This is a genomic window from Agrobacterium vacciniicorymbosi, from assembly GCF_040427045.1.
Classification (GTDB): domain Bacteria; phylum Pseudomonadota; class Alphaproteobacteria; order Rhizobiales; family Rhizobiaceae; genus Agrobacterium.
Genome location: NZ_JBETMF010000007.1, coordinates 34,812 through 48,245, shown reverse-complemented (window position 1 = coordinate 48,245; position 13,434 = coordinate 34,812). Strand labels below are relative to the sequence as shown.

General features: G+C 58.1%; 12 protein-coding genes and 1 pseudogene. 5 read left to right on the top strand and 8 right to left on the bottom strand.

Annotated elements, in window-relative coordinates; all coding sequences use genetic code 11:
• Positions 1-2: 2 nt before the first annotated feature.
• Positions 3-1,007: a zinc-dependent alcohol dehydrogenase gene (locus tag ABUK73_RS12595; RefSeq protein ID WP_353577576.1), complete on the bottom strand. Its 1,005-nt coding sequence runs from the start codon at positions 1,005-1,007 to the stop codon at positions 3-5.
• A gap of 153 nt (positions 1,008-1,160) precedes the next feature.
• Between ABUK73_RS12595 and ribA the strand changes: the two genes are divergently transcribed.
• From ribA to ABUK73_RS12575, 4 genes and pseudogenes are all read left to right on the top strand, one after another.
• The gene (ribA, locus tag ABUK73_RS12590) at positions 1,161-2,267 is read left to right on the top strand and encodes a GTP cyclohydrolase II RibA (RefSeq protein WP_353577575.1); all 1,107 of its coding nucleotides are present in this window, start codon (positions 1,161-1,163) and stop codon (positions 2,265-2,267) included.
• 22 nt (positions 2,268-2,289) lie between these two features.
• Positions 2,290-3,054 (top strand): CDP-alcohol phosphatidyltransferase family protein, encoded by a 765-nt coding sequence (locus ABUK73_RS12585; RefSeq protein ID WP_353577574.1) that lies wholly within the window; start codon positions 2,290-2,292, stop codon positions 3,052-3,054.
• A 146-nt stretch (positions 3,055-3,200) separates the two neighbouring features.
• Positions 3,201-3,443, top strand: a pseudogene (locus ABUK73_RS12580) (FkbM family methyltransferase); the annotation flags it as partial.
• A gap of 65 nt (positions 3,444-3,508) precedes the next feature.
• Positions 3,509-3,805: a class I SAM-dependent methyltransferase gene (locus ABUK73_RS12575; RefSeq protein WP_353577573.1), complete on the top strand. Its 297-nt coding sequence runs from the start codon at positions 3,509-3,511 to the stop codon at positions 3,803-3,805.
• Between the two features lie 8 nt (positions 3,806-3,813).
• Here ABUK73_RS12575 and ABUK73_RS12570 read toward each other — a convergent pair whose 3' ends face one another.
• Positions 3,814-4,731 (bottom strand): lysylphosphatidylglycerol synthase transmembrane domain-containing protein, encoded by a 918-nt coding sequence (locus ABUK73_RS12570; protein ID WP_353577572.1) that lies wholly within the window; start codon positions 4,729-4,731, stop codon positions 3,814-3,816.
• A 110-nt stretch (positions 4,732-4,841) separates the two neighbouring features.
• Between ABUK73_RS12570 and ABUK73_RS12565 the strand changes: the two genes are divergently transcribed.
• Entirely contained in the window at positions 4,842-6,425 is a 1,584-nt protein-coding gene (locus ABUK73_RS12565; protein ID WP_353577571.1) for an LTA synthase family protein, read from the top strand.
• A 160-nt stretch (positions 6,426-6,585) separates the two neighbouring features.
• Here ABUK73_RS12565 and ABUK73_RS12560 read toward each other — a convergent pair whose 3' ends face one another.
• The 6 genes from ABUK73_RS12560 to ABUK73_RS12535 are packed head-to-tail and all read right to left on the bottom strand — an operon-like array spanning position 6,586 to position 13,427.
• Positions 6,586-7,779: an amidohydrolase family protein gene (locus ABUK73_RS12560; RefSeq protein ID WP_353577570.1), complete on the bottom strand. Its 1,194-nt coding sequence runs from the start codon at positions 7,777-7,779 to the stop codon at positions 6,586-6,588.
• 59 nt (positions 7,780-7,838) lie between these two features.
• A complete protein-coding gene (locus ABUK73_RS12555; RefSeq protein ID WP_353577569.1) occupies positions 7,839-8,804 on the bottom strand; it encodes an ABC transporter ATP-binding protein in 966 nt (321 codons plus the stop codon).
• Positions 8,801-9,787: an ABC transporter ATP-binding protein gene (locus tag ABUK73_RS12550; protein ID WP_353577568.1), complete on the bottom strand. Its 987-nt coding sequence runs from the start codon at positions 9,785-9,787 to the stop codon at positions 8,801-8,803. Before ABUK73_RS12550 ends, ABUK73_RS12555 begins: the two co-directional genes overlap by 4 nt.
• The gene (locus tag ABUK73_RS12545) at positions 9,784-11,280 is read right to left on the bottom strand and encodes an amidohydrolase family protein (protein WP_353577567.1); all 1,497 of its coding nucleotides are present in this window, start codon (positions 11,278-11,280) and stop codon (positions 9,784-9,786) included. Before ABUK73_RS12545 ends, ABUK73_RS12550 begins: the two co-directional genes overlap by 4 nt.
• Complete coding sequence (locus tag ABUK73_RS12540; protein ID WP_353577566.1) at positions 11,277-12,470, bottom strand: amidohydrolase family protein; 1,194 nt, start codon at positions 12,468-12,470, stop codon at positions 11,277-11,279. Before ABUK73_RS12540 ends, ABUK73_RS12545 begins: the two co-directional genes overlap by 4 nt.
• A gap of 9 nt (positions 12,471-12,479) precedes the next feature.
• Positions 12,480-13,427 carry an ABC transporter permease gene (locus ABUK73_RS12535; protein WP_353577565.1) on the bottom strand — a complete coding sequence of 316 codons (948 nt, stop codon included), beginning with the start codon at positions 13,425-13,427 and terminating at the stop codon, positions 12,480-12,482.
• Positions 13,428-13,434 lie beyond the last annotated feature (7 nt).

The window sequence follows — 13,434 nt, the reverse complement described above, 5'->3', positions numbered from 1 at the left end:
TTTCATTCGTAAACGATGCGGTGGCAAAGCGTGTCCTGCGATGACAGGATACGTGGATAATCGATGGCCAGATCAGTAAAGGCTGTCTCGCCGGAAATCAGGTGATCGACACGGTCGTCGTGAAGCAGTTCAAGCGCCTTCGCCATCCTTCGCGAAAACGTCCAGCGGGCCTTTCTCGATGCGGGAATTGAGCCGACTTGCGAACTGATGAGCGATAGTCGCTTGGAGTGAAACGTGCCACCCAGCGGGATCGTCACGGACTTGTCGCCGTACCAGCTCGCCTCCACGATCCGCGCCTCTACTCCTGCATGCTGGATGGCATCTGCCAAAGCCGCATCAGATGCCGAAGCGTTGATAAGCACGTCAAAATCACCTTCGAGACCGCTGGCCTCGACGAAGCGGATGCCCATCGCTTGTGCATGAGCGCTGCGCTTAGCATTGATATCAATCAGAACCGTCTCTGTGCCGGGAATGCGGCCCGAAAGGTTGGCGATCAAGGTCCCGACGACGCCGCCGCCAAAGACCGCGACGCGGTCACCGGGTTGAATACGGGCATCCCAGACAATGTTGAGCGCGGTTTCCATATTGGCGGCCAGCACTGCTCGTGCGGGTGGAAGATTGTCCGGCAGCACGGAAATCATATCTTTCGTCGTGACGAAGAAATTCTGGTGAGGGTGAAGGCAAAAGACGGTCTTACCGACAAGCTCCTCCGGCCCGGCCTCCACTGTGCCCACAGCAGAATAGCCATATTTCACCGGGAACGAGAAATCGCCTTCCATATGAGGCCCGCGCATCCGGTCAAACTCAGCTTGCGGCACGGCACCCTTGAAGACAAGAGATTCCGTGCCCCGACTGATGCCGCTGTAGAGGGTGCGGACGAATACCTCATCGCCGTTGATGGATTCGACGGCACTTTCCCTAACGACGCAATGATTTGCTTTTTCGATCCAGAGTGCTCGGCACGTCGCCTTTTGATGCGGGTCTGCAGTGATGGTAGGAGATGCCAAAAGGGTGATCCCATTAAATGCTTGTTCAATGGAGCGTATTGCCGAGACGCGCGTTTTGTTCCGTGCAGGTTGCCAAAATAAATTTCAGTCCCGCGAGAAATCCACTCACGATCTTCTCCGTAAAAAACAATAACGCTAGGGAGAGAATGTCATATGTCGCCTATCAGTCAGCACGCTTTTCAGTTCACCACGCCTGAGATCGAAGTCGAGCGCGCTGTTTCCGAGCTACGTTTCGGTCGCCCCATCGTTCTGACATCCGGCCCACGAAAATTGGCCGTTATGGCGCTGGATGCCGTTGCGCCCTCTTTGTACGATCAGTTTGCCATAGCGACGGATCGCAGCCATTCCCTGTTGCTCACCGCCCCGCGTGCCAGCCGTTTCGGCATCATTGGAAACGCGGATATCTTGACGCCACTGTCCGGTGTGGATTTCGACCAAGCTTCTGCGCTGTCCTATGTTTTGGGGGCTGCTGGTCCTACGAAGTGGGTGGAAGCCGACGAACTTGCATCGCAAACGGCTGAATTGGCGCGGATCGCGTTGCTTCTGCCGGCAATGGTTCTCGCAGACGTCTCGGCTTCTCACGAGAGATTTGCGGGATGTTGCCAGCTGTCGGCCTCTCGGCTCAACGGTGCAGACGCTGCGCGCCAGAGGTTTGAAAAGGTCGTTCGCACACGCGTCCCTCTCAAGGATTTGGGCGACTGCGACTTTGTCGTTTTCCGGGGTGGACTTGCGCAGAAGGATCAGGTCGCAATTGTCGTCGGAAAACCGAATGTCTCGCGCACCGTGCCCATTCGCATCCATTCCTCGTGCATCACCGGTGACCTCTGCGGCTCGCTTAAATGCGACTGCGGCGATCAGCTACGCAACGGCTTGGCCCTTTTGAAGCAGCCGGGTGGCGGCGTGCTGCTCTATCTCGATCAGGAAGGACGCGGAACCGGTATCGGTGCGAAAATGCGAGCCTACGGTTATCAGCATCTGGGTCTCGACACGATCGATGCGGACGCTGAGCTTGGCCTCGCAGAGGACCACCGCCGGTATGAGGCAGCGGTTGCCATGCTGCGGCACATGAATATATCAAAGGTGGCTGTCTATACCAACAATCCGACAAAGATCAGTGCTTTGAGAGCAGGTGGTATCGAGGTCGATGCACGTGCTGCGGTGACAGGAACAGTGACGGCAGAAAATCAGAACTACCTCCGCACCAAAACTCTTCGGGCCGGGCATCTCATGGATATCAAGACTTTGGTGGCAGCCGAGTGAGTGCGCTGATCGGGAGGAATGAATGGCTCTGATCCACGGCGAAGTGCCCAATGATCGCAGGGGGCGAAAGCCCCTCGTTCACAATACCTTGTCGCATCTTGCCTGCCTGATGTTGGGTACAGTTATTGTTGCTCTTTTGCTCCGCACGGAGATGTCTCTTGGTTGGGATTTCGTGGCCGCTGCTGTGCTTTCACTGTCGATCATCTTTGGTTTTGTCGTGTATCTTCTTCCAGGTTATCCGCACCGACGGTTTGGCTATGCCAACATGGTCACGGCGTTCCGGGCATCGCTTGTCAGCCTGACAGGTGCGACGGTTCTGTGTTTTGAAAGTCTGCACAAGACCGACACCGTTCTCTGGGTACTGGTCGGGGTCGTGGTTTTTGCGCTGGCTCTGGATGGGATCGATGGCTATCTCGCGCGGCGGTATCGCCAGGAGTCCGAGCTTGGCGCGCGCTTTGATATGGAAGTTGATGCTCTCCTCATTCTGGTGCTTTCGGTCGCTGCGGCGATGATGGATAAGGCCGGTGCCTGGGTGCTCATGATAGGTCTGATGCGATATATCTTTGTCGCCGCAGGCTGGGCTGCACCATTACTCAGCGCCGACTTGCCCCCGTCGCTGCGACGCAAGTTCATTTGCGTGGTGCAGGTTGTCACCCTTTGCCTGATTCTGGTTCCAGCCATTACGGTCCCGATGTCAGCCTATCTGGCAGCGGTCGCACTCGCGATGCTGGTCGTTTCCTTTGCCATCGACGTCGTCTATCTCGTGCGTCAGCGCGTGAGGGCATGACAATCGCCTCCAGCCTGTCGCCTTAACTAGGGCTGGCGCGTTCGCTCGTCGTCTACTACGGGCAGCCATGGCGGCGTTATGCGCTGAAACGTTTTTATCGGCGTCTTGTCGCGCCTGGTGATCTTGCCTTCGATATCGGCGCGCATGTGGGCAGCCGAACGCGGACGTTGCTGGATATTGGTGCGAAAGTCGTTGCTATCGAGCCTCAGCCGATGTTTGCGGATTTTGTCGAAAAGCGTTTTGGGGACGAGCTTGAAGGCTTTGAGCCTGTCGCCGTCGGTCGCGCACAGGGGCAGGTCGAGCTATTGATCTCAAGCCGCCACCCAACAGTCACCAGTGTCTCCAGCAGCTTCGTGGATACTGTCAAACAAAGCGCGGGCTTTGCCCATGTCGACTGGGACAAGAAAGTTACCGTGCCGATGGTGACGATGGATGATTTGATCAAGACATTGGCTTGCCCAGCTTCTGCAAGATCGATGTGGAGGGAGCAGAAGCCGAAGTGCTATCTGGTCTCACCAAGCCGATCGATCTCGACGCTTTCGAATATATCCCCGCCATGCCGTCAGTCGCGTCTCAAGCCACCGGGTTGCTGCAGGCGCTCTCCGATTATCGTTTCAACCGCGTCGAGGGAGAAACGCACCGCTTCGTGTCTCCAGACTGGAAGACAGGCGCCGAGATGTTGGAGGCGTTGCAGTCCATCGCGCAAGTTACACCGTCCGGCGATATCTATGCCAAGGTTAAGCGAACGTGAGATCGCCCTCACGCGTCGCTTGGCCGCTTTCGGAAATCCACTGCGGCGAGGAACACGATGCCTGGCGCTGCTCCCGCAAGCGAGAGCCACCCATAGATGATGCTGGCGGCAATGCCGTCAACGGACGATGCTCCCAGCATGGGCCAAAGCGCCATCGCCGCAGCCTCGCGGGTGCCCCAGCCACCAAAGCCGGTTGGAATGAGCATCGCAACGAGAGAGAAGGGAATGACCGTCAGACACGCGACCCAGGGCAGCTGCGACCCCGTGGCCTGCGCCGCGATGAAGAACACGCCAATATAGCTTGCAAGAATACCGACGCTGGTGACGGCTTGAAAAAGCCAGGCCTTTCGCCGGACAAAAACCTCCATAAACTCCCCATTGAGCGTGCTTATGGCTGCGCCACTCCGCTTTTTCAGCAACACGGCAATTATGGTGATGACACTCACCGTAATCGCGATGATGAGGATATAGCGCATCTGATGGCTCAAATCGTCGCGGGTGATGAATGGCCAGATGGCGAGGCCGGTCGCTGCCAAAGCAAAAAACGCAATCTGCCCAGACAGTCTTTCGAAGACCACCGCCTTGGCCGGTTGCTTCCAGCCGCCCGGCTCGTCACTGCGCATCCTCCAGGCTCTAACGGCATCGCCGCCCACGCCGCCGGGCAGAGTTTGGTTGAGAAAGCTCGCAACATAATATTCCCTGATCGCCTTGAACCGCCCAATATTTTGGCCCAGACGAGCGGACGTGAAGCGCCACCGCAATGCCGAAAGAACGATCTGCACCTGCACCAGCACAAGACATCCGATGATAGCGCCCCACGAAATGCGCGCAAGCGACTGGTTAAGCGCCGCCAAATCGGTGCGAAGGATGATCACAGCAAGAACGGCCAGCGTGACGACGGATGCAACTATTCGCAGTTTGTTCAAGCGCGGCGGCCTTTGTATGATGGTTGTTTTTCCAGCAGGCCTATACGAGCCGTATCGGAAAGCGGATTGAAGTAATGGGCAACATCGTATCAGCTCGTGAACACATTAACTTGAAAGCGGTCATCGGTGCAGCGCTATTCTCTGTTACTGCTTTCCTCGCCTTCACGCTGCCTGACCACCCCGATGCACTCGGCGCAAGCAATTTTGCCCGGCTACCATTGGAATGGCCACTTATGGCTCTCTTGGCGTTGGTCACACAGGGATGGCTGAGGCGCGTCACCATCTTTGTCTGCGGCTTCATCGTCTTTCTCGTTCTGTTTCTGAAGACCGCCGATATCGGCGTGCAAAGCGCGTTTCAGCGGCAGTTCAATCCCTATCTCGACCTGAAAATGCTGATGGATGGCTGGAACCTGATATCCGGCACTATCGGCACCCCGGCAGCCGTTGCCGCGCTGGTCGGTGGCATCCTCATCGTTCTTCTGGTGGCAACGGTATTCCTCAAGTCACTGAAGTGGATGGCGCAGTCAAAGGGACGCCTGAGGCACCTGCTGCTGGGAGCCTTTGCGGCCATCTTGGTCGCTGGTGTTGGGCTGCTCTTGCTCGGGGCGCAAAGGATCACCTTAGCGACGCCCACTTATCTTTCCGCACGGCTCAATCTCATCGTGCGTTCCGTCGCGGACATGCAGGTTTTCGAACGGGAGCTCGCGACAGGTATCGCCCCACGCGACGGAAAGAACCTCTTCCAGGCGGTGAAGGGCAAGGATGTCATTCTCATCTTCGTGGAATCCTACGGAAGGTCCGCTGTCGAAGATCCTCAATACGCCAGCGTCACGTCACCAAGATTCTTCGCAATGGATAAACAGATCGCAGCGGCGGGCCTCCATTCCGCAAGCGGCTGGATTACCTCTCCCACGGTTGGTGGGCTAAGCTGGCTGGCCCACGGCACCTTGTTGTCAGGACTTTGGGTCGATAGTCAGGCCCGCTACGATCGGCTGATGATCAGCCGCCAACCGAGCCTGAACCGGTTGTTCTCACAGGCGGGCTGGCACAGCGTGGCTGTCATGCCCGCCATCACCATGGACTGGCCGGAGGCTGACTATTTCGGCTATGATCAGGTTCTTTCGGCGTCAGGCTTGGAATATAAGGGCAAGCCCTTCAATTGGGTCACGATGCCAGATCAATACACCCTGTCGGCCTTTGATCGCCTTGCTATAAAGCCTGCTCATGCGCGCGGCCAAAACGTTATGGCGGAAATAGCCCTCATTTCCAGCCATGCGCCCTGGACGCCGGTCCCCAAACTCATCGACTGGAACGCGGTAAGCGATGGATCGGCTTTCGATCAACAGGCTACCAGCGGGGATGCCCCCGCGGTCGTGTGGGCCAATCCCGACCGCGTCCGCTCTCAGTATATCCAGACCATCGATTATTCTCTGGCAACACTGGGCGATTTCATCGCCCGGCAGGGACGTGGCGCCACCTACATCATTCTTGGCGATCACCAGCCCGCGTCCATCATAACGGGGCCGGGCGCATCAAGAGCGGTACCGGCGCATATCATCACGGATGATCCGCAGCTTATGTCTCGTTTTTTGAAAGATGGTTTCACCAGCGGCATGAGCCCGACAGGTCAAACGCGAGAGCTGCGGATGGACGCGTTTCGTAGCCTGCTCATTCGAACCTTTGATGGATATTAGGTTTAATCGAACCCCACAGATATGATGGCGGGTCGTAAATGCCCCGATGACCTTCAAGTCGGAACCAAATCCGGCTCGACATTTCGGGATCATCTCAGTTCGGCAGGCGAGGAGGATTGAATCGCCGGATTCAATCCTCAAAGGCATCAACGGGGCGCGATTAGCGGAGGACCGTGTTATCCTTGGCCACCAGTTTGCCGTTTTTGAAAACGTTGCGGCGTTTGGGGAAAGCGACGACGGCTTCGGGAATGCACGTGGCCGCCAAAGTAACGAAGTCAGCCTTTGCGCCAACAGAAAGACCCCAATCCGACAATCGCAAAGCAGTTGCGCCTTCAGCCGTGACGATGTCAAATGCCATCTCTAGTTCAACATCGGTATAGAAACCGGAGCGATAGCCGATAATCTCGGCCCGGTGCAGCATATCGCCGTCGCCATAGGGCCACCAGGAATCGCGAATGTTGTCGCTTCCGCTGAAAACAGTGACGCCTTCGCTGCGCAAAAGGGCAACGGGCGGGAAATTGTGATTGCCGGGCGCGTTTGTCATGATCGAGACGCCGCTCTTTGCAATGGTCGCAGCAATTTTTCTGGCTGGGTCCGGCGCAAGATCGCCAAGCCCATAGGCGTGGCTGATTGCAACATGACCTTGCATTCCAAGCGCGACTGTTCGCGCGCAAATCTCCTCGATTGTGAACGCACCCATGCTTCCTGCGTCATGAAGATGGATGTCGATGTCTACGCCATGTTTTTCGGCCACGCCGAAAACGACATCGAGATGGCCGTTCACATCGCGGTCGAAGCTTGCCGGGTCTAGTCCGCCAACCAGGTCGGCACCCAGTTTGATTGCTTCATCCAGCAGTTCCGGTGTGCCGGGACTTTTCAGAATGCCGCTCTGGGGAAATGCGACCAACTGAATATCGATCAGATCCTTATAGTCTTCACGAACTGCCAGAATGGTCTCCAGCGATTTCAGGCCGACGGAGCCATCCACCATGACGTGGCTGCGCATGTGCAGCGTTCCATTGCCAATGCAAAGATCGAGTTGGTCGCGCGCTCGTTTGTCCATCGGCGCAGCGATAGCCATGTTTTCCGCCTGGAATGCGACGCGCTCATGCACGTCGAAGCCATTCGTGCAGGGGCGATGCGGTATCCATGTGTCGCCGTAAAAGCTTGTATCCAGATGGATATGTCCTTCGACAAATCCCGGTACAAGCATATCTCCGGCAATGTCGATGACGGAAGCAGAGGCGTTATCCGACCCGGCAGGTTCGATCGATGTGATCCGTCCGCCCTCTACGCTGATGTCACTCAGCAGGCCGTCTGCCAGGTTGGCATTGGTGAAGACAGTCTTTGTCATGGTGATTGAAACTCCTAATGCAACTTATGACGTCTTCGACGTCGAAATGGTGGCGACTGCTAAAGCGAGGCCATATGGCAGGCGACAACACCGCCGCCTTGGCGCTCGCGTGACTTCGGGGCCTCCCGGCTGCAAATATCGGCGGCAAAGGGACAGCGTGGGTGGAAAGCACAGCCTTTGGGTGGATCAAGCGGACTGGGCGGTTCGCCACCCATCAGCGCCCGGTCGCGATTTGGGGAGGCCACATCCGGGATCGTCTGGAGCAGCAATTTTGTGTAGGGATGCTGCGGATTGGCAAATAGCGCTTCCGTCTCAGCCTCTTCCACGATCCGCCCAAGATACATCACGGCAATTCTATCTGCCATGTGGCGCACGACGGCAAGATTGTGACTGATAAACAGGTAGGTCAGCCCAAGCTCATCCTGAAGCTTGCGCATCAGATTGAGGATTTGCGCTTGTACGGAGACATCGAGAGCCGATGTCGGTTCGTCGCAGACGAGGAATTCCGGCTCGCTGGCGAGTGCACGGGCAATCGAAATACGCTGCCTTTGACCACCGGAAAACTCATGCGGATAGCGCCTGCTATCATCGGGTGAAAGGCCAACGATCTTCAGCAGATCGGCCACACGCTCGGTCACTGCCTCCGGACTGTCGCGCAGGCCAAATTCGCGGATGGGTTCGGCAATGATATCGCCGATGCGCCAGCGCGGATTGAGGCTTGCATGCGGGTCCTGGAAGATCATCTGCGCTTCCATTGGCTTGCCGTCGCCGGCCGGTGCGAAGACGATGGCGCCTTCGGTCGGGGCGTAGAGCCGCGTCACCAACCGTGCGACAGTGGATTTCCCGCAACCGGACTCGCCGACAAGTGCCAAGCACTTGCCTTTCTGAACGATGAAAGTGACATCCTGCACGGCATGCAGATAGCGTTTCGGCTTGCGCTCGATCATCCTGTTCAGCCACGGCGTCGACACATCAAAGACCCGCGTTAGCTGGTCGACTTCAAGGGCGTTCTTGGAAGTTCTCATGCAACACCTCCGTCATGAAGCAGGCAGGCTACGGCACCATGTGCCTGGGGTATCAGCGCCGGGCGGATTTTGAGACAGCGTGGTCCGACGGCACGACAGCGTGGATTGAAGGCGCAGCCAGGTGGAATGGCGTTCAGTCGTGGCATGGAACCGTCGATCTGGGTGAGGTGCTCGACACGTGCGCCAAGGGCGGGAATGGAGCCCATCAGGCCGCGCGTATAGGGATGTTTCGGGCGGGCTATGACATCTTCAACGGTGCCGATCTCGATGATGCGGCCTGCATACATCACCGCTACGCGGTCGGCCGTCTCTGCGATTACGCCCATGTCGTGCGTGACCAGCATGACGCCAGCACCTTGCTCCCGGCACAGCTTGCGCAGCAGGCTGGTAATCTGCGCCTGTATCGAAACATCAAGCGCTGTGGTCGGCTCATCGGCGATGATGAGTTGCGGATTTCCCGCAAGTGCCAGGGCGATCACGACGCGTTGTCGCATGCCGCCGGAAAACTGGTGCGGATAATGGTCGATGCGCTCTTCCGCACCGGGAATACCCACCTGTTGCAGCAGATGAATGCCATGAAGACGCGCCTGCGCACGGTTGCGGTCCGAATGCAGCCGGATGGTTTCGATGAGTTGTTGACCGACTGAAAACAAAGGATTGAGCGAGGTCAGCGGGTCCTGAAATATGGCACCAACCATCCGGCCTCGCACGTTTTCCATCTCGTCATCGTTCAGATTATCCGTCCGTTTGCCGCCGATATGGATTTCGCCGGAAGCGATGCGGCCGGGCGGTTCGAGAAGACCGAGAACGGCCATGCCGGTCATCGACTTTCCAGCACCCGACTCCCCGACCACACCGAGGATTTCGCCCTGCGCAATTGTCAGGGACACATCCGACAACGCAGTCAGAACTCCACTGCGGGTTGGAAATTCGACAGACAGACCTTTGACCTCGAGAGCGGGGGAGGCACCTGCTGAGTTCATGACGACACCTCACTCTGGAGGGAAGCATAGCTGGGTGGAAAGATGTCCTCCACCGGCGGATGGCCATAGGTACGCTCGGGATAACGGGCGATCAGACCGTCAAATTGCTGCTGTGCCTGACCTCGTGCGGCGACGAGATCAATTCCGGCTACCTGTCCATCCCGCATGGAAATCCGGCCATCGACGATTGTCGCGCGGGTGACGCGACCTGTTGCGCCATAGACAAGCGTCTGGATGGGATCGATACGCGGCGCGATCATCCGATCGGCCATGTCGAACACGGCAATGTCGGCCTTTGCGTCAACAGCAATGCGTCCGAGGTCGGGACGCTGAAGGGCATCCGCCCCTGCCAGAGTTGCAGCGTCGTAGAACTCGGCTGCCGATCCGGCATCGCCGCGTCCTTCAGCAATTCTGTTTGCCATCATGCCAACGGCCATGTTCAACACCATGTCGGGCGGGGCCGTATCTGTTCCCAGGCCGATGCGGATGCCTTTTGCTTTCAATAGGGAAAAGGACTTGAGCGAGGAACCGTGCCGCGCAGACACAAGCGGACAATGGGCGACGGTGACGCCGTTTGCCGCATACCGCAGCAGATCTTCGTCGGTTGCCACTGTCGCATGCGGTGCGATCAGTCGCGAGGAGAGTAAGCCGAGACCATCAAGCCATTGCGGCGCGGTGGTGCCATGCAGCCGCTGGACGGTCTGCAGTTCCATTTCGCCTTGCGCCATGTGCAGACGTACGGGCAGATCCAGATCATTGGCATAGGCAAATGTCTGGCGCAGCAGCTCCTCCGTGCAGGTTTCGACACGGTCGGGAGCGAACATGCCAGAAATCAGGCCCTTGCCGGTGCCGTGAACCCTTTTGGCAAATTCGGCAGCATCCGAAAGCTCGCGAAGTCCGCGTGCCTCGTCAAACACCGGCTGCATGGCACCCGCTTCATCGAGGATGACGCCGCCTGTGCGATAGGCCGGGCCAAGCCAGACGCGGATGCCGAGTTCTTCTGCCGCGACGGCGGCAGCCTCGAATTCGGCGACCGTTTCACCCCATGCGCGATAGAAAAGCGATGCGATGGGTAGCGCCGACGTTATGCCGTTCAGCAGCAACTGAGCAAAAGCGTAGCGTTTCTGAAATGCCAGTTCCTCTGGCGTGTACATCTCATAGGCCCGTGCGGCGTACTCGGAGGGCCAGACGCGCCCCTTTTTCCAGCCGGGCTGGTTGTCCATTGCAAGCACGGTCGTGTCGAGATCGGAGAGCGCATCGAGATCGACAAAGCCCGGGCCGATGAGGGCTTCGCCCATGTCGTAACGCGCGGCCAGCTCGCCGTCGAAACGGGACCCGACCCAGATGATGCGATCGTTCTCGATGACCACTTCGCCGCCGTTTATCAGGCGCCTGCCTTCCGGCATGTCGGCAATCACGTAACGCGCGGCCAGCGCCCAGCGACCGGCCGGACGTTTGCCGAGAGGGAGCTTGGACCAGTCAGCATTCCTCATGGCCGTGCTCTCAGGCTTGCGCCGTCGCGTGCAACGATATTACCGGCGGTGACCGCGAGTTTGCGCGGCTGGTGTGTAACGATGGCTTCGCCGACGCTTTCACCTTCGACAAGCACGACGTCACCACGACCGCCCACCTCAAGTGCATGCGCGGAACGGTCCATCGCCAAAGCGCCTCCCGTGGTGCAGACGTCAAGAGCCATGGCAAGCTCATCATCGCGGCGTAGGTTGTTTTTCATGCCCAGCAGCATGGCCCGTTCCAGCATGTCGCCATTGCCATAGGGCCCCCACGTATCGCGGAAGCCATCCACCCCGGCACCGAAGCGAACACCCGCAGCATGCAGACGTTTCAGCGACGGGACTTCACGCGATGGCGGTGCCGTCGTAAAAATAGGCACATCCAGCTCTGCGCAGGTGTCGATCAGGGCTTGCGAGACATTCCAATCCGGAAGGCCCAGGCAGAAGGCATGGCTGACCGCGACCTTACCCTGCATGCCCATAGCGCGGATGCGCTCGAAGATCATCTCCATCGAGAATGCACCCAGCTCTCCGCCTTCGTGGAGATGGATATCGATGCCTTTTCCGTGTTTTTCAGCAATGGCGAAGATCGTATCGAGATGTCCTTTCGGATCACGATCCATGCCGCAAGGATCAAGCCCGCCGACCAGATCGGCACCCATCTCCATGGCCTTGTCCAGCAGTTCGGCGGTGCCGGGTCTGCGCATCAGTCCTGATTGTGGGAAAGCGACAATTTCAATTTCGACCACGCCCGAAAGCTGACGCCGCGTTTCCATCACGCCTTCCAGTGCGATCAAGCCCTGGTCGGTGTCGATGTCAACATGGGTGCGGATCAGAGTCGTGCCATATCCCACAGACTGCAACGACTGGCGCATGGATTGCACATGGGCGTCGAGACCGTATTCACGCTTTACCGCGCGCTCATTGTCGATCTTGTCGATCAACCGCGGGCCGACTGTGTTGACGTACCAGGGATATCCCAACAGCGACTTGTCAAGATGGGTGTGGGCATCGACCAGACCGGGAATGGCAATGCGGCCGCCCGCATCCTCGACTGTTACGCCGTCGGCCGCGATGTTCGCGCCGAGTTCAGCGATGCGGCCATCCTTGATCAGGATATCGGCCTCTGCGCCACCCATGGGTCTTGCATTGGTAATCAGAAGATCGGTCATCAAAATGCCTCAGCGTAATTTGGGGTTAAGGGCGTCGCGCAGCCAGTCGCCGAGCACGTTGATGGACACAACGAGCAGACAGAGCTGGAGGCCCGGGAAAAGCACGATCCACCACAGACCGGAGAACAGATACTGATTACCGATGCGGATCAGCGTTCCGAGCGATGGCTGTTCCGGCGGCATGCCGACGCCGAGAAAAGACAGCGTCGCCTCGATCAGGATGCCCAAACCGAAGTTCAGCGTGGCTGTCACCAGCAGGGGTGTCGTGGTGTTGGGAAGGATGTGTTTCAGCATGATGCGCCATGTCGGCACCCGGATGAGCCTTGCCGCCTGGACATATTCCTTATTGCGCTCGACCATCGTCTGCGCTCGCACAGTTCGTGCATATTGCACCCACGCAGACAGCGAAATCGCAAACACGATGACGCCCGATGAGCCTGCCTCGCGCAGATAGGGCGGCAGGAGTTGCCGGGCGAGTGCGGAGACGAGAATGGCGATCAGCATTGTCGGCATGGATAGCAGCACATCCCCCGCCCGCATCAGCAGGCTGTCGGCCCATTTGCCGTGGTAGCCGGCAATCAGTCCGAGCGTAGAGCCAACCACCAGCGACACCGCCACGGATGCGGCACCGATGATGATGGACGCCCGCGATCCGTAAAGGACGGCCGATAACAGGTCGCGTCCCTGAACGTCGGTGCCAAGAATGTAGGGCCACTGTCCCTCAGCCATCCAGATCGGCGGGATTTCGGCATTCAACAGATCGAGAGAGGCGAGATCATAGGGGTTCTGCACCGTAAACAAAGGGGCCAGAAAAGCCGATGCGATCAGACCTAGAAGCATGATTGCTGCTATGATCGCAGATGGATGATGCGTAAAGCTCCATCCCAGATCGGATTGCAGCAATCGTGCAAATCGCGATGGTCTGGTCGTTGTTGGTGTTGGCTGGACGGCGGTCATGGTGGTG